Here is a 20,538-nt window from a genome sequence, read left to right on the forward strand (position 1 = left end):
ACCAATATTCGATCGTGACCTACGAACCCCTGCATCACAAATATCGCCCTCAGACATTTGCCGAATTAGTCGGTCAAGAGGCGATCGCCCAAACCCTCACCAGCGCCATCCTACAAGAGCGCATAGCACCAGCATATCTATTCACCGGCCCCAGAGGCACCGGTAAAACCTCTAGTGCCAGAATTTTCGCCAAATCTCTCAACTGTATTTCTACGGTTGCCCCTACCCCGACACCCTGTGGTAAATGCAACGTTTGCCAAGAAATTGCCCGAGGTTCGACACTAGATGTCATCGAAATTGACGCAGCCAGCAACACCGGAGTAGATAACATTCGGGATTTGATCGAACGAGCTCAATTTGCCCCCGTACAATGCCGCTATAAAGTATATGTAATCGACGAAGTTCATATGCTCAGTACCCAGGCATTTAATGCCTTATTAAAAACATTAGAAGAGCCGCCCGATCGCGTTGTATTCGTCCTCGCCACAACCGACCCACAAAGAGTATTACCAACTATTATTTCTCGGTGCCAAAAGTTTGACTTCCGCCGCATCCCCCTCGATGCAATGATTGCTCACTTACACAAAATTGCCCAATTAGAAAATATCAATATTGCCAGTGATGCCGTACAAATGGTTGCTCAAATGGCCCAAGGAGGTCTGCGAGATGCCGAAAGTTTGCTCGACCAACTAAGCTTATTTCAGGGTGAAGTAACAGTCGAAAAAGTTTGGGATTTAGTCGGGGCAGTCCCCGAAAATGATTTAATGGATTTGCTGCAAGCTATTGATACAGATAACGCTACAGCACTAATAGACATGACTCGCCACCTCATGGATCGCGGTCGGGAACCCCTAATCGTGCTGCAAAGTCTCGCCAGCTTTTACCGAGATTTACTAATAGCCAAAGCTGCACCGAAACGGTCAGATTTAGTAGCTTTAACATCGGCAACTTGGGAAAAACTGGGGGATTTTGCCCGCCATTGGGATGCGGAGTTGATTTTGGCAGGTCAGAAACATTTGCAAACCCACGAAGTGCAAATTAAAAACACTACTCAGCCGCGTTTGTGGCTGGAAGTAACGCTATTGGGATTATTGCCTTCAGCAATTAGAACTCAGCAGCAACCAACAGCGGAACCAGCTAAAAATATTACTCAACCACCACAAAATCACCCCCCCCAACCCCCCCTTGCTAAGGGGGGGAGCCAGACATCTAATATTGAACCGCCTCCCGCTGCCAAACCTCAAAATCCTCCACCGACTTCGCCGCCTGTGACTAATCGCACAGAAAGCACACCTCCTGCAGCGATTCCCGCACCTGTACCAACTGCTGAAACGAATCAAACAAATTATTCACCGACTAATTCAGCCGATGAAATCGATTTAAATCGAGTGTGGGAACAGGTACTTGACCGCGTGCGGCCGCATGGAACTCAATCGCTGCTTCGCCAACATGGACAGCTAGTCATTTTTAGCAATAATACTGCTCATGTTAAGATTAGTTCCCAGCCGTTGCTGAATATGGTTAAAGACAAAGTAGCTAATATTGAAGAAGCTTTTTTGCAAATTTTTAACCGTCGAGTAACAGTAAAAGTGGGATTGACAAATCCCGCTGAAACTAATAATTCCCGCGCTAAGGATTTGCCAAGTTCTAACGGACGTGTTGGCGAAAATCCCAGGAATTCTCATCCTGCGGATGATGTCGGCCAACAGGTGCAGAACTCGGCGAGTTCGGAGATTCCAGATGATTTTTTGGGGAATAGGAGAGAAGAACAAAAACACCCGCCAGAGCCTGAAAATACCGCCGTTAATGTGCCCCTAATTTCCGAATCACGATCCAACGGCTCTACCGACTCTCAGAATGACTCTAAAGCTCAGGCTATAGCGGTGCGTGATGACGCTCAATATGTCGCGAATACGGCTAGGCAATTGGCTGCTATGTTTGATGGGGAAGTAGTCGATTTGTCGGATTACTTGGAGAGTTGGGAGTCGGAAACTTTTAGATTGGAATCTGAACCGGATTTTTCCGAGTTATCTTCTGAGTTAGGTGAGGATGATTTTATAGATTGGTAAGTATAGCAATCCTTGCAGGAGTCGTAAATTTTTTACCCCACCCCAACCCTCTCCTTACCAAGGGGAGGGAGTAAGACATTCACAAATGATGCGAGGATTGCTATAGATCACTAAAAAAAACCGAGAAACCCGGTTTTTGTAGTAGGGGCGCTGCTAAGACTAGCAGCCCTTCTAGGTTCCTTAATACCCTAAAAGTTTTAGGTTGAATTAGAGTCACCTAGTGATTGTGAATATCTACTTTTAAGCTGACTCTGGCTTGGGCAGCGAAGACGGAAGTACCAACAACTCAGCAGTCGATCGCTTCTCAACCATTTCCTTAGTAATCGTACACCGGGCAACATCCTTGCGCGACGGCAACTCGTACATCACATCCAACATCAATTCTTCGACAATTCCCCGCAGCGCCCGTGCTCCAGTTTTGCGGCGGTATGCTTCCTGGGCGATCGCCCGAATCGCCTCTGGCTTAAAGTCCAACTGCACATTATCCATCTTCAGCAGCTTTTGATACTGCTTAACCAAAGCATTGCGCGGTTCCGTCAAAATCGCCATCAGCGTTTCCTCATCCAGCGGTTCCAGCACCGCAGCCACAGGCACCCGCCCAATAAACTCAGGAATCATCCCAAACTTCACTAAATCATCCGGTTCCAGTTGCTTGAGTACATCAGCAGCCCGCTTTTCCTTCGGCTGAGCTTCTCCGGGCTGAATAAAACCCATTGACTTTTTACCCGTTCTCTGCTCTATCACTTTCTCAAGACCGACAAAAGCACCGCCGCAGATAAACATGATATTGCTGGTATCAATTTGGATGCAGTCTTGGTAGGGATGCTTGCGGCCACCTTGGGGAGGTACATTGGCGATCGTCCCCTCAAGCATTTTCAGCAGCGCCTGCTGCACACCTTCACCCGACACATCCCGCGTAATCGAAGGATTTTCGCTCTTGCGGGCTATTTTGTCAATTTCATCAATATAAATAATTCCGCGCTGCGCCTCTTCCACGTCCATATCTGCTACTTGCAGCAGCCGCAGCAAAATATTTTCCACATCTTCCCCGACATAGCCCGCTTCCGTCAGCGTCGTCGCGTCAGCCACAGCAAACGGCACGTCCAGCATATCTGCCAAAGTCTGAGCTAGCAGAGTTTTTCCGCAGCCCGTCGGCCCGATTAACAAAATATTCGATTTTTGCAGTTCTACTTCTTCCGGCGGGTGCTTGCCGCTATTTTTTGCATGGATAAAGCTGAGGCGCTTGTAGTGGTTGTAAACTGCCACCGAGAGCACCTTTTTCGCCTCATCTTGCCCGATCGCATTTTCGTCGAGATAATTTTTAATTTCCCTGGGCTTGGGAATTTGGCTCAGCGACATACTTTTGCCCGAAGTACCGCGGCGCTTTTGCGTCGTTTCCTGCTTCGGAGCCACCGCCGCTGCGGGTACTGCACTCGAATCAAACAACTCCTCATCTAAAATTTCATTGCATAAGTCAACGCATTCGTCGCAGATATACACCCCTGGTCCTGCGATCAACTTGCGTACTTGCTCTTGAGACTTGCCACAAAACGAACATTTTAGATGGGAGTCGTACTTAGACATAACAGCCTCTTAATTCAGTGCAGTGACATTCTCTCCCGCCGCCGGAAGGTTTTCTTTAGCGATAACTCGATCGACCAAACCGTAATTTTTGGCTTCCTCGGCTGACATAAAAAAGTCGCGCTCTGTATCCGCCTCTAATTTGTCGATCGGTTGACCCGTGTGGTGCGCTAGCAGTTGATTCAGCTTACGCTTATGATAAAGGATTTCTTTGGCTTGAATCTCAATATCAACTGCTTGACCTTGAGCGCCTCCAAGCGGCTGGTGAATCATAATTCGGGAACTCGGAAGAGACATCCGCTTACCGTGGGCTCCTGCTGTCAGTAGAAATGCGCCCATACTCGCTGCCAAACCGTAACAAATCGTCACCACATCCGGGCGGATTTGCTGCATTGTGTCATAAATTGCCATGCCGGCCGTCACCGAGCCCCCGGGGGAATTAATGTACATTTGGACATCTTTTTCTGGGTCTTCGGCATCTAGATACAATAGCTGAGCCACTATTGAGTCAGCAACTTCGTCGGTTACGGGAGTTCCTAAAAACACAATTCGCTCCCGCAGCAAGCGCGAGTAAATGTCAAAAGCCCGCTCGCCCATCCCCGACTGTTCTAGTACCATCGGCACTACATTGCTGGGGCTGGAACTGACATCAAAATCGTTATAGCTTGTAATTAGGTAATTGGAAGATTGAGATACAACCATAAGACACCAGTCAAGGATTCTAGACAATTTGCTGCTGCTGATGAAAGCTTTAAATTAAGCCGCCAGCTTTTAACTATTATGCCTCTTCTGAACAGATATCGGGGGAATGGGGAATGGGGAATGGGGAATGGGGCATTGGGCATTGGGTATAGTCGAGCAAAAATCTTGTGACTATTTAACCCAAATTCAACAGTAGCTCGACATTAAACGTAAAATTCGATCGCACTTCAGATACCCCCGATCGATCCCCGCCGTAGGGACACTCCAATACCCCATTAGTGTCCACTGAAGCTTTCAGCCCGCCAAGTCCACCAGTGGACCCGCTAGTCCGCCAGGGAATGAATTCCACGGGGCTTACAGCTAAAGTCCTCGCTATGAGGACTGAATAATTCATTAGTCCTCATAGCGAGGACTTTAGCTTTGAGGCAGGGGTTTAAACCCCTGCCGGACTGCGGGTTTAACGTGTTTGTTGACACGAAGAAGGGCTGGCGTGCGGTGTCCCTACTACTTTGATTCTGCGCCCTAATCTTCGCCTACGACTTCCACTTCAACGCTCGTGGCTGCTTCTGCTGAATCTTCAGCGTCCGATTCTTCTGATTCTTCTGCTGCAGGAGTCAGAGAGCCTTCAGGTACGAGTTCGATTGTTCCTTTTTCTTCCAACCATTTCAGGGTTTTTTGTTTGAGCAAGTCTTCTGCTACAAATTCCTGCAACCTTTGGGGGTCAAAATCTCCTTTGGGAAACTGCTTTCTGATTTTTGCTACTTCTGCTTTTACTTCTGCTGGTTCAACAGATAAGGATTCCAGCTTGGCTACTTCTGCCAGAGCTAAATTCTGCTTGAGGCGCTCGATTGCTTCCGGGCGCGATCGTTCCCGCATCGGGCCCATATTTTCTTCGGTAAACAGTTGGTTGATATCTATGCCGTAATTTCTCAATTGGACGGCTTGTTGATTCAACAAATAATCGATTTCGCGATCGACCATTGTTTCGGGAATTTCCACTTCTATTAGCTGCACGAGGGCTGCTGATATAGCTTTTTCCTTATTAGCGGATGTCTTGTTTTCTTGGTCTGCTTTAAACCGAGTTTCGAGCGATTCGCGCAGTTCGGCTAAAGTTTCAAACTCGCTGACTTCTTGCGCGAAGTCGTCGTCCAACTCCGGCAATTCTTTTTCCTTAAGTTCTTTGAGAGTAATCGTAAAGACTGCGGGTTTTCCGGCTAATTCTTCACTGCTATACTCTTCGGGGAACTGCACAGAAACTTCTCTAGTTTCTCCTGGATTCATCCCGATCATGCCTTGGATAAAGCCCGGTACAAACTGATTTTCCGATAATTCTACTTGGAAGTCTTCTGCTTCGCCACCAGGAATTTCTGCGGGAGTTTCGCCTTCTGCTGCTTCTGCAAATCTACCGGAGAAATCAACCAAAGCCGTGTCTCCCAACTGAGCCGGCCGGCCTTCTACAGGGATTAAAGTAGCTTTGTCCGATCGATATTTTGCCAATACCTCATCTACCTGAGTCTCATCATACTTAGCTTCTTCTGCTTGAAGCTGCAAACCTGTGTACTGACCCATTTTCACTTCTGGTTGTACATCAACCTTCGCCGAAAAAATCAGAGGCTGTTCTGGATCGAACTTCTCTAATAATTCTTCAAACTCGGTGCGAAGTTCAAAACTGCCAATTGCCGCAATTTTTTCTTGTTCTAGGGCTTTTTGCAGGGAATCATTAATCAAATTTTCCAAAGCCGTCGCCTTCAAACGACTCTGGCCTAGGCGCTGTAGCAAAACTTGACGGGGAACTTTGCCTTTGCGGAACCCAGGAATACTAACCTCGCGAGCAAATTGTTTAATTACTTGCTCGTAAGCTTGTTTTGACTTTTCTGACGGTACTTCGATTTCCAGACCAATTTGGCTAGCTGGAAGTTTTTCCTGGGTTACTTTCATCGGCTTTTGTGATATTTAACAATAGTGTCATAAAATACATACAAATCTGACTTTGCCTGCATTTTAATTTTGTACGCTTTGACTCGTAACGGCACAACTACAACACCTTTACCGGATGAGACTGTAAGTCATTGCCGGCTACTTTTTTGGCTCTTGCCAAATAGTTTTGGTTTGAGAATACTAGCTTTTGCTGCTAGGAATGTGGAGGTGAAGTCCACTAATTGCCGATGCACCATAGCACATATCGCCCTGTGATGTCAATCTTGCCGGTCTCTGCGGCTAGTTAAGGTCAATGGATGCGCCTGCGAAAATGCAGATATATCGCAAAACTTAACCGGATGCGGATTGGGCGTGGGCGAGCGGCAGAAAGATGCTAAACTGGCATTGGGTACGATCGCCCGGATCAATCGGGAAGTTCGATCTGCCGTTTCCGTTAACTGCACCATTGCTATCCTCTCATGCTCCTGATATCGCATAACATTAATTAAGTTTGATATTGAGAATTGCAGTTATTTAATTTTTTGATTTCGATCCTTTAGACTTTAATTTTTGGAGGAAACTAATTTGTCTCAATCCTATCGAGTTGCCATTTTAGGAGCTACTGGCGCAGTCGGTGCCGAGTTGCTAGAACTATTGCACAGCCGGAGTTTTCCGATTTCTAACTTGAAGCTGCTGGCTTCGGAACGTTCAGCAGGCACAACTTTGCCTTTTGGCGACGAGATGCTGCCGGTCGAAGCAGTTTCGGCGCGATCGTTTGATAATGTAGATCTGGTGCTCGCCTCTGCCGGCGGTTCTACTTCTAAATTATGGGCTCCGCAAGCAGTGGCAGCCGGAGCAGTGGTCATTGACAATTCTAGCGCTTTCCGCATGGATGCGACGGTACCGCTAGTGGTTCCCGAAGTCAATCCCCAAGCAGCAGCAACTCACCGAGGTATAATTGCTAATCCCAACTGCACGACTATTTTGATGGCGGTTGCCGTTTGGCCACTTCACAAAGTTAGGCCGATACAGCGCATCGTTGTAGCGACTTACCAGTCTGCCAGCGGGGCGGGGGCGAGGGCAATGGAGGAAATGAAAGCTCAAGCAAGAGCAATTTTGCAGGGGGAAACTCCCAAAACAGATATATTTCCCTACCCCTTAGCATTCAATTTGTTTCCGCACAACACCCCGATTAATGATTTGGGGTATTGTGAAGAAGAGATGAAAATGGTAAACGAAACTCGGAAGATATTTGGTACGGACGAGATTAAAATTACTGCAACTTGTGTGCGGGTTCCCGTACTGCGGGCTCATTCGGAAGCGATTAATCTAGAGTTTGCAGAGCCTTTTAGCGCGATCGAGGCCAGGGAAATCTTAAAGCAGGCAAGCGGGGTTAAGCTGGTAGAAGACTGGGAAGCTAATTATTTCCCGATGCCCGCAGAAGCCAGCGGTAAGGATGACGTGTTAGTTGGCAGGATTCGCCAAGATATTTCTCACCCCTGCGGGTTGGAGATGTGGCTGTCTGGCGATCAAATTCGCAAAGGGGCGGCTTTAAATGCGGTGCAGATAGCTGAGTTGCTGGTAGAAAAAAATTTGTTGCGAACCCAAGTGGCGGTGGCTTCTAATTAGGGGGAACCCTGGCAATTGGGAAATTGAAATTGGGGATTTTAGATAAACCTTTCATCTGAAATCAAAAATTTAAAATCAAAAATCAACAGTCTAAAATCGGAGAAAGTGTGGTAAAGTTTGGACGGGTTCTGACTGCAATGATTACGCCGTTTAAGGAAGACGGCAGTGTTAACTATGCGGTAGCAGAACAATTGGCAGTTCATTTAGCCGATCGCGGTACAGATAGCTTGGTAGTGTGCGGCACTACAGGCGAGTCTCCCACTATGACCTGGGATGAAGAGTACGAATTATTTCAGGTGGTACAAAAGGCGGTGGTCGGTAAGGCGTTGGTAATCGCAGGAGCCGGATCGAATTCTACTTCAGAAGCAGTCGCAGCTACCCAAAAAGCAGCTAAACTCGGGTTAGACGGCTGTTTGCAGGTGGTTCCTTATTACAACAAACCCCCCCAAGAAGGTTTGTACAATCATTTTCGGGCGATCGCGCAATCTGCTCCAGAATTGCCTATAATGTTATATAACATCCCCGGTCGCACTGGTCAGAATATGTTGCCGGAGACGGTGGCTCGATTGGCAGAAATCCCCAACATTGTGGCCGTAAAAGAAGCAAGTGGCAACTTGGATCAAGCAAGTCAAATTCGGTGCTTGACATCCCCTGAATTTGCCATCTATTCTGGAGATGATTCCTTAACTTTGCCAATGTTGGCGGTAGGAGGATCTGGTGTAGTTAGCGTAGCCAGCCATCTGGTAGGAGAGCAACTGCAACAGATGATCAAAGCTTTCGAGGCCGGTCAAGTTCAAGTCGCTACCCAGATTCACTTGCAACTTTTTGACCTGTTTAAAGCTCTTTTTCTCACCACAAATCCCATTCCCGTCAAGACAGCTCTTAAACTTCAAGGCTGGGATGTAGGTTCCACCCGTCCGCCCCTGTGCGATCCGCCCGTTGAGGTAACTCAAAAGTTAAAGGACGTACTGAGTCAGCTAGCAGCAGTATCAGCTAGCAAGACGAGCGAGAACGAGTTTTCAGACAACTGAATATTGGTTGTTATCAGTCCTTAGTTCTGAGTCATCAGTCATTAGTAATTAAGTGTTAGTAAGTAGCTAACAGTCAAGGATTAAAGACTGAAGATAAAAGAATGAAGACCAAAGACAACTGACTGTACGGGATAGTAAAACCCGCCAGGGATTTTTCCATAAATATTTGGAAAAATATCGCCCTACCAACGAACAGTAGACGAAAGACGACAGACGACAGACCAAAGACCACAGACCAATAACAAAAATAACTAACAAAGGATACGCATGATCAAAAATACAACTGCATCTGCTCTAAAAGTTATTCCCCTCGGCGGGCTTCACGAAATCGGTAAAAACACTTGTGTGTTCGAGTACGGCGACGAAATCATTCTTTTAGATGCCGGTTTAGCGTTCCCGACAGATGGAATGCACGGGGTAAATATTGTCCTTCCAGACATGACTTACTTGCGGGAAAACAGCCACAAAATTAAAGGTATGATCGTGACTCACGGTCACGAAGACCACATAGGCGGTATCCCTTATCACCTCAAACAATTTGAAATTCCGGTCATCTACGGCCCCCGTTTGGCGATGGCTTTGCTAGCCGGAAAACTCGAAGAAGCCGGAGTGTCTCACCGCACTGAATTGAGAACGGTTCGACCCAGGGATACTGTCAGAATTGGCAAGAATTTCTTAGTCGAATACATTCGCAACACTCACTCGATGGCAGACAGTTTTACTGTGGCCATTCACACTCCCGTCGGAATTGTGATCCACACCGGAGACTTTAAAATTGACCACACTCCTGTAGACGGCGAGCATTTTGATTTGCAAAAGCTGGCCGAGTACGGCGAGAGAGGCGTGCTTTGCTTGATCAGCGATTCTACTAACTCGGAAGTTCCCGGTTTTACCGCTTCGGAAAGTTCTGTGGCGCCGAATTTAGACAGAATTATCGCTCAAGCACCGGGACGAGTGATGCTGACGACTTTTGCTTCGTCGGTACACCGATTGCAAATAGTTTTGGACTTGGCTAAGAAAAACAATCGGTATGTCGGAGTGGTTGGCCGGTCGATGCTTAACGTCATCGCTCACTGCCGCAATCTCGGCTACATCAAGTGCGAAGATAGTATTTTCAAACCGCTGAAAGAAATCCGCAATTTGGCTGAAGACAAGGTACTAATTTTAACTACGGGTTCCCAAGGCGAACCGATGGCGGCGATGACTCGCATTGCTAACGGCGAACATCACGAACTGAAAATCAGAAAGGGCGATACAGTCATTTTCTCAGCTAATCCGATTCCGGGAAATACGATCGCAGTGGTAAACACGATCGATAAACTGATGATGCTGGGAGCTCACGTGGTTTACGGCCGCGACAAAGGCATTCACGTTTCGGGTCACGGTTGTCAAGAAGACCAAAAGTTAATGATTAACATGACTCGTCCTAAGTTCTTCTTGCCGGTTCACGGAGAACACCGGATGCTGATCCAACACTCCAAGACGGCTCAAAGCATGGGCATTCCCGCTAGCAATATGGTGGTTATTGATAACGGCGATGTCGTAGAATTAACTGAAAATTCAATGCGAGTCGCTGGTCAAGTGCCTTCAGGAATTGAATTGGTAGATGCTTCTCGATCGGGCGTGGTCAAAGCTAGCGTCCTCAAGGAACGTCAGCAGTTGGCCGGAGATGGCGTTGTAACTGTAGCGGCGGCTTTGAATTGGGAAGGCAAATTAGTTGCCAAACCAGAAGTTCACTTAAAAGGTGTAGTGACATCAGCCGATCGCGCGGAGGTGATCAAATTAATCACTCAAACCATTGAAACAGTTTTGAGCGATCGCTGGTCAGAATTTGTCAAACCCGCCACTGCTGACTCGCAAGTTGACATTGACTGGGTAGGAGTGCAAACCCAAATAGAAAAAGCAATTCAGCGGGTGATGCGCCGGGAACTGCAAAGCAATCCGCTGCTGGTATTCCTGATGCAAATTCCTGAAGAAGCAGTGCGATCGGAAAAAGCAGCAGTATCTCCCGGTTCCCTAGAAGCACCTAAGCTACTATCCTCGCCATCATCGCCATCGCCATCATCGCCATCCTTGCCATCTCCTGCCAATCAGGTGACGGGCCGGCGCCGTCCCCGGACTGCTGCAAGGGCAGCTTCTTAGGGCGGTAATTCTCGGACGCACTGCGAACCAAGAAAGGAGTTTTAGGTTTTGTAGTTGCGCTTGGATGCCCAAGCGCAACTACAAGCCTAGATGGGATTTCACAAATAGATTTCCTCACTAAGTGAGAAAATAGTTTTTAACCGCCGATAAACGCAAATGAACGCAGATAGTAATTAATTCTATCTGCGTTCATCTGTATTTATCGGCCACCATCTGCGGTTGCAAAATCACCCACCAGCAACTGCTGGAACAATGCTAACTTCATCGCCATCTTGGAGGGCTGTGTTTGAGCCATCCAAAAAGCGGATGTCTTCGCTGTTGACGTAGAAGTTGAGAAATCTGCGCGGTTCTCCCTTTTCGTCGCACAGGCTTTTTTTGATGCCGGGACAATTTGTTTCCAGCGATTCAATTAGTTCGGAAATGTTATCGCCAGCGCATTCGATGGTGGCTTGATTGTTGGTAAATTTTTGCAGGGGAGTGGGAATTAAAACTTTGACGGTCATTTTTTTAGTCCTTAGTCCTTAGTCAGTAGTCAGTAGTCAGTAGTCCTTAGTCCTTAGTCAGTAGTCCTTAGTCAGTAGCTTAATAACTAATAACTAATGACTAATGACTGATGACTATTAATCAGTAGTCCTCAGTCATTAGTCAACAGCTTAATAACTAATGACTAATGACTATTTATTAAACCGAAACTTGTTGCCATTCTAAGCGTTCGAGTGTGCGGGCACGTTCTAGGGCGCGCTCGAACGCTTCTAGTTTCGGTTCGAGGGTGATGGGTTCGCCGATGTAGCCTTGAACTGCTTCTTGCGTTTTCAAACCGTTGCCCGTGATGTAAGCGACGGTGGTTTCATCGGGATTGATTTTACCTGCTTCTACGAGTTTCTTCAAGACTGCGATTGTCGTGCCGCCTGCGGTTTCAGTGAATATGCCTTCGGTTTCTGCTAGCAGTTTCATGCCTTCGATGATTTCGGTGTCGCTGACGGATTCAATGTTGCCGTTGGTTTTGCGAGCGATTTCCAAGGCGTACATACCGTCGGCTGGATTGCCGATCGCGATCGACTTAGCAATTGTATTCGGTTTCACCGGTTTGACGAAATCGCGACCTTCGCGGAAGGCTTGGGCGATTGGGGAACAGCCGTCAGCTTGGGCACCGCTGAATCTGACTTTCTTTTCGTCCACTAAACCGACTTCGATGAATTCATTAAAGCCTTTGTAAATCTTTGTGAACAAAGAGCCGGATGCAAGGGGAGCGACGATGTGATCGGGCAATTGCCAGCCTAGCTGTTCAGCAACTTCGTAGCCGAGGGTTTTTGAGCCTTCGGAATAGTAGGGACGCAAGTTGATATTGACAAATCCCCAGCCATGTGTATTGGCGACTTCGCAACAGAGTCTGTTAACTTGATCGTAGTTGCCGTGAACTGCCATGACAGTTGGATTGTAAATCAGAGTGCCGAGGACTTTGCCTGCTTCTAAGTCGGAGGGGATGAAGACTACGCAGTCGAGTCCGGCGTGGGCGGCGATCGCAGCCGTAGAGTTAGCTAAATTGCCGGTGCTGGCACAGGATACCGTTGTGAAACCCAATTCTCTCGCTCTGCTGAGGGCGACTGACACCACTCTGTCTTTAAAGCTGAGAGTGGGCATATTGACAGCATCATTTTTAATATAAAGATTTTTTAGACCAAGGCGGCGCGCCAAGCGGTGGGATTTTAATAGAGGAGTCATCCCCGTGCCGACATCGATGACGTTATCTGTAGCGACTGGTAAAAATGCGCGGTAGCGCCAGATCGAGTTGGGGCCGGCTTCGATGGTTTGGCGAGTGACGGTGCGGCGGATGGCGTCGTAGTCGTACTTGACTTCAAGCGGGCCAAAACAGCAATCGCAGACGTGCTTGGCTTGGAGTTCGTACTCTTCGCCGCATTCTTTACATTTAAGGGCTGTGAAGGTTGCTGCTGTGGATTGTGTTCTGGTGGCCTGGGTCATAGCTCAACTCTCTAGTTTTGCGATGTTTGTTAATTCTTTTCGCAGAATACCACGCTCAAATTAGTGCGTCAACCATACCCGACTTTTTTAGTCGGGATTGATTTTTCAGTGACTTTTCAGTTAAACAGTGGTGTATTTTACTTTGATATTTGGGCGGGCGAGACGCCCACCCCACAAGGATTTGGCTTTTTTTCTGGATCGGGATCTTAATCCAGATTGTCAGACCCGCACGCGAGACTGAGCGAGCTCAAGGATGATTTGACGACGGAATTGTTACAAAACTTAATAAATCTTTTTTGGGCTAACAATTGGGCCGTCGTGCGATCGAACACAACTACAAAACCTCGAATTTTTGATTAACTGAGATGTGGCACCAATCTCAAGAACAGGCTTTCCGGCCTGTTCCACAATAAAATTCATCTCTTGTGGAACAGGCCGGAAAGCCTGTTCATAAAAAGCTTATTGAGAATGGTGCAACATTTCAGATTAACCAACTTAGCCTACCCGCCGCTGACGGGAGGGATGAGTACAACTTCGTCGCCGTCTTGGAGGATGGTGTCGGGGGAGACGAATTCTAGGTTAAGGCCGAAGCGGGTACGATCGCGCCATTGTTCTAATTGAGGATATTGGGCGATCGAGCTTTCGAGCACATGAGACACTGGGGTTTCGGGAGGAAGTTCTAATGTAAGTTCCGAAACGCCGTAGGCTTCACCGAAGGCGGCGAACAGTTTAACGGTGATGGTAATAGAAGAGTTAGACACGGCTGTTGAGTGCGATCGACGGTTTGGCAATTATCAACTACACCATACAATTAATTAGGAATTAGGCGCGCCGAGGCTTAGAATTGAAAGCGGCAACCTCTAGTTAAGTTTTACCCCATCGGGTAAAGATGATAGTTGATTACAGCAAAAAGTCTTAACAATATTGTATGCCGATCGCTCTCACCAACCAGGCGTTAGAAGCAGTTGGCATCCAGTTATATGCAGCTAGCTAAGGTCTAGTTAGCTGCTGTTGAGGCTAATGCGAGAATATTTTTTGAGGATGCGGTATAGATACTTTACGGTAATTGTGGGAGAGTACAAAAAGCTCGCACTACATTTAGCGGGCCACAACGCATACAAAGCCTTGTCAACCCGATTCTCCTGACAAAAAATCAGGTTATCAAGTGCGGCTGGGGATGTTCAAACCTTTACCCTGCTTAGCAAGATAGCCTTTTTATCTAAGAACAATACTGAAGTTAATGCGATAGAGATATATGGCAAATAACGATTTTAAAGTGCTTCAAATTATTGAAGCTAAAGGCTGGTATGCCTTTGGGAGTACGAAGCAAAGCCAGCACGTTGAGAGATGGGTAAGACCTGTCGTGTGTTGGGTTTTAATAGAAGATAAAAAAAAGCGACGGGTTGTGACAGCTACCGCTAGCTATCAGATCCAGATTGATGACAAAGAAGTCGAGTTTTTTGCCCACGAAAGCGAAATTCAAGATCTGGAGAGTCTCCCAAAGTCGGTCTCGGTATCGGAATTTCTGAAAACTGAAGATTGAGATAAGGGCAAAAGGAGATAATTTAACAAGTTATTAATTATTCCTTAGTGATTCCTTAAACTTGCTATCGGATTCTATTGGAATTAGAGGCACAAGCTCTAGATTGGGGATAGGGGGAGATGAGGACAGGGGGAGAATTTATACTTTTGCTTTGCCTTCTGCATCTTGTCTCCAATGCCTTAAGTAACCCAAAAAATAAAGAGGCCGGAAGATTGCTGGCAATGCCAACGCGCTTCCGACCTTGCTGAATAACAGGGTATGCATATGTTTTTAAAGTATGGCAGGCAGGCTTTTGAGATATCAAGAGGACTATTGCAATCACCCACTTTTGCTTTCAGGCTGTGTTTGCAAGGCTCCTATTATTTTAGACTGAGAATTTGAAAATTGAGAGGGGGGAGGCTTACAGGTTAAGGATTCTAGCTATTTATCTGTAGCGGGTGCTACAAAAAATGGTGGCATTGGCGGACGATCGCACCTTCTCCCTAAATGGTGAGCACTCACAGCAAAAAGTTCGATCGGCCGCTGTAACCGCTGCGACTTTAAACCCCAGTAGCGACAGGTTCAGGCTTCTGCTGCCGCATCCGCCGCCCCAGCAGGGCCATCCGCACGCCGCTGGCAGGCCCTAAAGTTACCCCTCGGCGTTTGGCCTGTACGGGCTTTTTCTCGGCCAATACAAGGTCGAAATCGCGCAAAATGGTTGCCAGCACCAGTTTCATCTCCAACTGCGCCAGCGCCAAGCCGATACAGCGGCGACTGCCGCCTCCAAACGGCAAATACTCGTAAGGCGAGAATTGCCTCTCCAAAAACCGTTCCGGTTTAAATTGCAGCGGTTCTGGATACAAATCCTCTCGTCTGTGGGTCAAATAAATCGAGCCGACGACAACCGTGCCCGGTTCGAGTTGATGTCCCATCAGTTCCACGGGCGCGAGCACTTCTCGCGGAAACGTCAGCATTGCCACGGGGTAAATTCGCAGCGTCTCCTGACAAACTGCACTCAGGTAAGGTAAGCGGAAAATCTCCATCGGGTCGGGATTTTTCCCCAAACTGTCCAATTCTTGCAGCAACTTCTGGCGCACCGACGGCAAGTGGTGAATCCAGTAAAATGCCCAAGCTAGGGCCGTTGCTGTGGTTTCGTGGCCTACAAACAGCAGCGTTATCAACTCGTCACGCAATTCTTCATTCGTCATTGGTTGACCGTTTTCGTCGCGCGCGGCCATCATTAAGCTGAGAATGTCGGTGCGGCTGGCGTCTGGTTGCTGTCTGCGTTCTTCAATTTCGGCATAGATGAGTTCCTCAACTTTCCGCTGCCGCTGTTTCATGCGTCCCCAAGGACTCCAAGAACCCCAATCTTGCTGCATCCAGCCGAAAAATAGCATACTCGATCGCAGGGGAGAGTTGGTCATATCAAGGACTGAGGCAAGTAAGGGCCTGAGTGCTTGTAACCGCGGCCCGTCATCCAGACCGAAGACAGCCTGCAAGATTACCCGCATGGTGACTTCCTGCATCGCGCTGCGGGCCACAAAAGGTCGATCGACCGACCACTTGCTGGCAACATCTTGAGCGATATCGCAAATTAGTTGACCGTAATTCCGCATCCGTTCCCCGTGAAAAGGTGGCATCAATAATTGGCGCTCGCGTTTGTGCCTTTCTCCCGATAGCATAATCATAGATTGTTCTCCCAGCAGGGGTTTGAGAATACTATTCAGGCTGCCTGGAGCGTGAAACGCGTTGCTGTTGAGAATCTCTTGGACAGCTTGCGGGTGGTGGATCATCACCAATGGCTCGATGTTGCCCAATTGAGCTGTGAAAATGTCGCCGTATTGCTTGGCACATTTATCCATGAATGTCAGGGGATCGCCGATCCATTGAATTAGCTGCACCAAGGGTGGAGCTGTGGGGCCGTTAGGTAGTGTCATAGGAATTACCTGGGTTTGGGTCACAGAACTTAGCAGCATCAAAAAACTTCACAGGGTTTGAAGGTTTATTCAATCCCTCCCAACCCTTGTTTTTAAGGGGAGAATTGTGTAAGTCCCATCTCCAATAATTTTAATAGCTTATTCTCGAACTGTGCTCAAAATATCCTCTCCAAGCTCTGTAAAACGAACTGTTTTGATTTGCCAAGGAGCATAACTGGTTAAAGTTTGGCGCACGCCCCCGAACAAACCTAACATTTGACAACTGGACAGATTTTGCAATTTCTGCCGTGAACTTCCCGATGCACGAAGATCCACGGTAGCTATTCCGAGGTCGCGATTGATCGTGAGGCGATAACCAGCCAAACCAAGACTATCGAAAATCTGCTGGTTTAACACTTCATTAACTGCCGATGACATTAACTGGCTCTCTGGGCCTGTAACTGTTTCCAGCTTCAGAGTTTGACACAAATTATCTACCTTATAAACCGTAACGGTGACAGTATTTTCTGAGATGGTAGCACTGCCTAAAACTGAGGCAACAGAGTTAGAAGGTTGCGTCAATTGACTCGATCGAGCCTCAATTTGATTTCCCATTAGCTGTAGGTGTTGGAACTGACGGGCGCTTGTTGAGAGTTGGCTCTGGTTTTCGGTTGAGGTAGCTGCATCTGAGCTAGAACAACTGCTACCGCCTATCAAAATCAACCAAACGCCTAAATATCCTAACTGTTTGCAGATACGGTTCATAGTTTTTAATACTCTACTAAACGTCAGTGTATGGAGGGTAAATTTTGGTGGTAGAAAGCACTTAGACCCTGATTACACTCACTTAGAAGTATTTCCCGCAGTACGGAGATGAAAACAAGTTAAGAGTTCTTGTTAATACCTGGATTTTAGTGTTAGATCAGGTAAGAGGGGTTTTACCCCTCGATGGCGTAACCCCGTAGTTTACCTGTCTCAGCAGATCAAGCTCGCGACCCAGCTCGTAAGTGATATCAAATACCTTGTCAGTGGTGTGATGTACCGTTGCAACTCGATCCTTTCCAAGGTCTGAGGTGAAAAGCCTCTTCCGGTTGGTAAAAGCCTGAGTTTGATTAGTAGTAATGAGGACAGAATTGCGACTTGCGCGGGCATTTTAAGCTCGGCTTCGGAGCGCTTTTTTAACAGCGCCGAAATGGCGGTTAGAGGGAACGTGCAAGTCGCGAACAATATCAAAACTTACGCATCAAGAGCAAAAAAACCGGGTTTTTTAACCAGGCATAAGGGCTGCAACGAAGTGTTTTCGTAAAAAAAACTGGTTTCTGGTCAAGTCGCGAATCACATAATTCCTCAGTCAGCGGATCTTTAACGAACAGGCGTGTCAAGGGTGTTATCGCAGCATTCGGTGATTTTTGTGCCGAATCTCATAAAAACACAGTGAAAAAATCATGAAACAGCAATTATTGACAAAAGTTTTTGTGGCAACAGCGCTCGCCCTCAGCGGCCTGACGGTTGCTTCTCAACCGAGTTACGGTCGGCGAGCATCGGGGGAAAGTGGATTTTGGTGCAGTACCTCGACCGGTGCGCCGGTGACGGTGTACCAAAACGCTCAAGGTGCTGTAGAGCCTTGGATTGAGTGGACTTCCGATTATTTCTCCGGTTCTGGCTATGATCCGGCAACTCGGTGTCAATTAGTGAGTCAACGCCTCGAAATCTATCGCCGCCAACGAATGCTTAAGTACATTACTGCGGGCCAAATGAACGGCCAGAACGTCATCTGCACGGCTAATCAAGTTAATGGGCGGTGTCAAAATTTGATTTATACCCTCAGACCCGGCCAAGACCCGATTGGCTCTTTGTATAATTTGTTGGCTTGGCGCCAAGGATATGTCGGGATGCCGTCTTTTGATGAAACCAGTAAAATTCCTTACATTGATGTCAGCGAAAAGCTAGGGGAAAGTATGGATGATGAGGCGCAACTACCCCCTTTTCCCCACCGTTCGGACAGCCTTAAAGATTGGCAAATTTTCCATCCCATCACCAATTCCAAGGATTGATGTGGCAACTTTGGCGGGTCAAACAGCGGTACGCATCCCGACGGGAATGTCTCCTGGTTCTGGGACGATCGTCCGGCAGCAGGGCTAAACCTATAGGGTGCTGACTAACTAGCAGGTTGTGGCGATCGGACTTGTCACCGACGACGGCCTCATCCACCAACCGCTAGGAGTTCCGAGACGGCTGGGCAATACCGATCGGGCGATCTTTCAGTTTCGCAGCGCGATCGAGTATAAAATAGCACCATTGAGCTTTGAGCCAGGAGCGGTGTCTGAGCCAGTGTTGGCAGTAGGCTTTCCTGCGGGTGCTGAGGTTGGGAGTTTCGCTGACCACGAATTTCAAAGGTGGTACCCGCCACGTGATTTATCCGTGGAGTCAATCCCAAATCGAAAATCGAAAATCCTCAAGCCCCCGCATTTATCCGTGGGGTCGCCTCTAAAATCTAAAATCTAAAATCTAAAATCGATTGACGCGGGCTTCGTTTTGGTGCTGCTACCCAAATCTTTGCCTCAAGGTTATAGCTTGGGCTATACAAATGAGGTTAAAATCGGTACGAGTGGCAGCCCGATTTTTAATGCCAAAGGTTTCTTGGTTAAGATTAACGGTAGGGGCAAGTATCGAGATTCAAATTTTGGCGTCTATGAAGAATGAAGATGGAAGTGAACCAACAGCGGAATTATCGGAGAAAAAGGTTAAATCCTGTTGGGGAATTCCGATTAGTATATATTTGCAGTTCGCCTCGTCTCCAGAAAGGGAGTTATCGATGAATGTGTGGAGTTTGCGGTTTGACGCGCTGACAATCATCTTGACAGGTGCATTAACAGTGACGGCGGTTGTCAGCCAACAATATGCTGCCTGTGCCAAAACAGCCGAAGAAATTGCCCAGCTAGCGACTTTGACAACTGTGGAAGTCAACAATACACTGGGTTTTTTTGCTAGTGGATCGGGAGTAATTATTGCCAAACAGGGTAATATTTACACTGTTCTGACAGCTAATCATGTGGTGGCAAGCCTCGCTCAAAAATACAGCATTCGCACTCATTTGGAGAAGGATTATGCTGCGATTAGAATACAGCGCTTACCGAAAAATGACAGGGATATAGACTTGGCTTTGATACAGTTTCAGAGCCGAGAACAGTATCCAGTAGCACCAATGGGCGAGTCAGAACGTGCTGTTGTTGGTTCTGCTATTTATGTTTCTGGGTATCCGCTGCCTATTTCGGGATTTGAACGAAAACTTGAGTTTACTGCTGGTATCATCTCTTCTCGCTTAGGCAGCGCCTCATCAGGGTATCGTCTGCGCTACCAAGCTGTAACCAGGCGCGGGATGAGCGGCGGGCCTGTATTTGATGCTGATGGCAGGGTGGTAGGAATTCACGGCCAGGGGGATACTGTTGGCACAATTAGGAGTCAGTGGAACGGTCAGATTGAGGAGATAAAAACGGGGTTGAACGCGGCAATCCCGATCGATGCTTTTAGGGAGTTGCTATCACAAAATAAGCATAACGGTTTTGATATTCTCAGCAATCTTTCTATCAGCAGCGCCTCGGATCAAAACCAACCGAATCAGGGTTATGGAGGATTTGTCTGCGATACCTCAACGGGCGAGCCGGTGACTGTGTATCAAAATCCGCAAGGTTTCAGGGAGCCTTGGATTCGCTGGAGTTCCAATTTCTTTTCTAGTTCGGGCTACGATCCTCTAACTCGCTGCCAACAAGTCACTCAGCGCCTTGAGAATTATAACCGAAATAAACAGCTAAATTATGTGACTGTGGGTATGGTAAATAACCAGAAAGCGATTTGCACGACTAGCCGTGTTAATGGGCCTTGCGAAGGTTTGATCTACACCCTGCGGCGCGATCAAGATCCGACTCCTGCACTGAGCAGTTTTTTTGTTTGGCTGCGGAATCAAAAGGCTGTGCCTTCTCTTTCTGAAAGCGGTACTGTGCCTTATATAGATGTTAGGGAACGGCTGGAACAATTTTAGATTTGGGATT

General features: G+C 47.5%; 18 protein-coding genes. 9 read left to right on the plus strand and 9 right to left on the minus strand.

Annotated features, from left to right (window positions below; genetic code table 11):
• Nucleotides 1-14: 14 nt before the first annotated feature.
• Nucleotides 15-2,069: a DNA polymerase III subunit gamma/tau gene (locus Q5691_RS09865; protein ID WP_333213515.1), complete on the plus strand. Its 2,055-nt coding sequence runs from the start codon at nucleotides 15-17 to the stop codon at nucleotides 2,067-2,069.
• A gap of 240 nt (nucleotides 2,070-2,309) precedes the next feature.
• On the opposite strand, the gene clpX is transcribed toward Q5691_RS09865, so the two are convergent.
• The 4 genes from clpX to tig all read right to left on the minus strand — a co-directional run bounded on the left by clpX (nucleotide 2,310) and on the right by tig (nucleotide 6,290).
• Entirely contained in the window at nucleotides 2,310-3,653 is a 1,344-nt protein-coding gene (clpX, locus tag Q5691_RS09870) for an ATP-dependent protease ATP-binding subunit ClpX (protein WP_333054758.1), read from the minus strand.
• A 9-nt stretch (nucleotides 3,654-3,662) separates the two neighbouring features.
• Nucleotides 3,663-4,352, minus strand: coding sequence for an ATP-dependent Clp endopeptidase proteolytic subunit ClpP (gene clpP, locus Q5691_RS09875; RefSeq protein ID WP_333075055.1), 690 nt, complete (start codon nucleotides 4,350-4,352; stop codon nucleotides 3,663-3,665).
• Between the two features lie 175 nt (nucleotides 4,353-4,527).
• Nucleotides 4,528-4,746, minus strand: coding sequence for a hypothetical protein (locus Q5691_RS09880; protein ID WP_333213514.1), 219 nt, complete (start codon nucleotides 4,744-4,746; stop codon nucleotides 4,528-4,530).
• A 128-nt stretch (nucleotides 4,747-4,874) separates the two neighbouring features.
• The gene (tig, locus tag Q5691_RS09885; protein WP_333213513.1) at nucleotides 4,875-6,290 is read right to left on the minus strand and encodes a trigger factor; all 1,416 of its coding nucleotides are present in this window, start codon (nucleotides 6,288-6,290) and stop codon (nucleotides 4,875-4,877) included.
• Nucleotides 6,291-6,854: 564 nt separating this feature from the next.
• Between tig and Q5691_RS09890 the strand changes: the two genes are divergently transcribed.
• From Q5691_RS09890 to Q5691_RS09900, 3 genes are all read left to right on the plus strand, one after another.
• The gene (locus Q5691_RS09890; RefSeq protein WP_333344670.1) at nucleotides 6,855-7,898 is read left to right on the plus strand and encodes an aspartate-semialdehyde dehydrogenase; all 1,044 of its coding nucleotides are present in this window, start codon (nucleotides 6,855-6,857) and stop codon (nucleotides 7,896-7,898) included.
• Between the two features lie 107 nt (nucleotides 7,899-8,005).
• A complete protein-coding gene (dapA, locus tag Q5691_RS09895) occupies nucleotides 8,006-8,929 on the plus strand; it encodes a 4-hydroxy-tetrahydrodipicolinate synthase (RefSeq protein ID WP_333187328.1) in 924 nt (307 codons plus the stop codon).
• A 267-nt stretch (nucleotides 8,930-9,196) separates the two neighbouring features.
• Entirely contained in the window at nucleotides 9,197-11,071 is a 1,875-nt protein-coding gene (locus Q5691_RS09900) for a ribonuclease J (RefSeq protein ID WP_333213510.1), read from the plus strand.
• Between the two features lie 227 nt (nucleotides 11,072-11,298).
• On the opposite strand, the gene Q5691_RS09905 is transcribed toward Q5691_RS09900, so the two are convergent.
• From Q5691_RS09905 to Q5691_RS09915, 3 genes are all read right to left on the minus strand, one after another.
• Complete coding sequence (locus tag Q5691_RS09905; protein WP_333054763.1) at nucleotides 11,299-11,574, minus strand: MoaD/ThiS family protein; 276 nt, start codon at nucleotides 11,572-11,574, stop codon at nucleotides 11,299-11,301.
• 178 nt (nucleotides 11,575-11,752) lie between these two features.
• The gene (thrC, locus tag Q5691_RS09910) at nucleotides 11,753-13,051 is read right to left on the minus strand and encodes a threonine synthase (protein WP_333041631.1); all 1,299 of its coding nucleotides are present in this window, start codon (nucleotides 13,049-13,051) and stop codon (nucleotides 11,753-11,755) included.
• A 500-nt stretch (nucleotides 13,052-13,551) separates the two neighbouring features.
• The gene (locus Q5691_RS09915) at nucleotides 13,552-13,812 is read right to left on the minus strand and encodes a MoaD/ThiS family protein (protein WP_333213508.1); all 261 of its coding nucleotides are present in this window, start codon (nucleotides 13,810-13,812) and stop codon (nucleotides 13,552-13,554) included.
• Between the two features lie 494 nt (nucleotides 13,813-14,306).
• Here Q5691_RS09915 and Q5691_RS09920 point away from each other — a divergent pair, with 494 nt between their 5' ends.
• Entirely contained in the window at nucleotides 14,307-14,594 is a 288-nt protein-coding gene (locus tag Q5691_RS09920; protein ID WP_006632921.1) for a hypothetical protein, read from the plus strand.
• A gap of 539 nt (nucleotides 14,595-15,133) precedes the next feature.
• On the opposite strand, the gene Q5691_RS09925 is transcribed toward Q5691_RS09920, so the two are convergent.
• Nucleotides 15,134-16,510: a cytochrome P450 gene (locus Q5691_RS09925; protein WP_333308181.1), complete on the minus strand. Its 1,377-nt coding sequence runs from the start codon at nucleotides 16,508-16,510 to the stop codon at nucleotides 15,134-15,136.
• 138 nt (nucleotides 16,511-16,648) lie between these two features.
• The gene (locus Q5691_RS09930) at nucleotides 16,649-17,254 is read right to left on the minus strand and encodes a hypothetical protein (RefSeq protein ID WP_333212932.1); all 606 of its coding nucleotides are present in this window, start codon (nucleotides 17,252-17,254) and stop codon (nucleotides 16,649-16,651) included.
• A gap of 680 nt (nucleotides 17,255-17,934) precedes the next feature.
• On the opposite strand from Q5691_RS09930, the gene Q5691_RS09935 reads away from it, so the two are divergent.
• From Q5691_RS09935 to Q5691_RS09950, 4 genes are all read left to right on the plus strand, one after another.
• A complete protein-coding gene (locus tag Q5691_RS09935) occupies nucleotides 17,935-18,543 on the plus strand; it encodes a COP23 domain-containing protein (RefSeq protein ID WP_333308182.1) in 609 nt (202 codons plus the stop codon).
• A gap of 118 nt (nucleotides 18,544-18,661) precedes the next feature.
• The gene (locus tag Q5691_RS09940; RefSeq protein ID WP_333344672.1) at nucleotides 18,662-18,994 is read left to right on the plus strand and encodes a hypothetical protein; all 333 of its coding nucleotides are present in this window, start codon (nucleotides 18,662-18,664) and stop codon (nucleotides 18,992-18,994) included.
• Between the two features lie 33 nt (nucleotides 18,995-19,027).
• Nucleotides 19,028-19,192: a hypothetical protein gene (locus tag Q5691_RS09945; RefSeq protein ID WP_333212935.1), complete on the plus strand. Its 165-nt coding sequence runs from the start codon at nucleotides 19,028-19,030 to the stop codon at nucleotides 19,190-19,192.
• Complete coding sequence (locus Q5691_RS09950; RefSeq protein WP_333212936.1) at nucleotides 19,182-20,528, plus strand: COP23 domain-containing protein; 1,347 nt, start codon at nucleotides 19,182-19,184, stop codon at nucleotides 20,526-20,528. The genes Q5691_RS09945 and Q5691_RS09950 overlap by 11 nt, the downstream gene beginning before the upstream one ends.
• The last annotated feature ends 10 nt before the right edge of the window (nucleotides 20,529-20,538 follow it).

The organism is Microcoleus sp. w1-18aA5 (assembly GCF_036701705.1).
Taxonomy (GTDB): domain Bacteria; phylum Cyanobacteriota; class Cyanobacteriia; order Cyanobacteriales; family Microcoleaceae; genus Microcoleus.

Bases quoted from the DNA above. Each gene is read 5' to 3' on its own strand.
- clpX (WP_333054758.1), bottom strand. From the start codon at position 3,653: ATGTCTAAGTACGACTCCCATCTAAAATGTTCGTTTTGTGGCAAGTCT.
- clpP (WP_333075055.1), bottom strand. From the start codon at position 4,352: ATGGTTGTATCTCAATCTTCCAATTACCTAATTACAAGCTATAACGAT.
- Q5691_RS09880 (WP_333213514.1), bottom strand. From the start codon at position 4,746: ATGAATTATTCAGTCCTCATAGCGAGGACTTTAGCTGTAAGCCCCGTG.
- tig (WP_333213513.1), bottom strand. From the start codon at position 6,290: ATGAAAGTAACCCAGGAAAAACTTCCAGCTAGCCAAATTGGTCTGGAA.
- Q5691_RS09900 (WP_333213510.1), top strand. From the start codon at position 9,197: ATGATCAAAAATACAACTGCATCTGCTCTAAAAGTTATTCCCCTCGGC.
- Q5691_RS09905 (WP_333054763.1), bottom strand. From the start codon at position 11,574: ATGACCGTCAAAGTTTTAATTCCCACTCCCCTGCAAAAATTTACCAAC.
- thrC (WP_333041631.1), bottom strand. From the start codon at position 13,051: ATGACCCAGGCCACCAGAACACAATCCACAGCAGCAACCTTCACAGCC.
- Q5691_RS09920 (WP_006632921.1), top strand. From the start codon at position 14,307: ATGGCAAATAACGATTTTAAAGTGCTTCAAATTATTGAAGCTAAAGGC.
- Q5691_RS09925 (WP_333308181.1), bottom strand. From the start codon at position 16,510: ATGACACTACCTAACGGCCCCACAGCTCCACCCTTGGTGCAGCTAATT.
- Q5691_RS09930 (WP_333212932.1), bottom strand. From the start codon at position 17,254: ATGAACCGTATCTGCAAACAGTTAGGATATTTAGGCGTTTGGTTGATT.
- Q5691_RS09935 (WP_333308182.1), top strand. From the start codon at position 17,935: ATGAAACAGCAATTATTGACAAAAGTTTTTGTGGCAACAGCGCTCGCC.
- Q5691_RS09950 (WP_333212936.1), top strand. From the start codon at position 19,182: ATGAAGAATGAAGATGGAAGTGAACCAACAGCGGAATTATCGGAGAAA.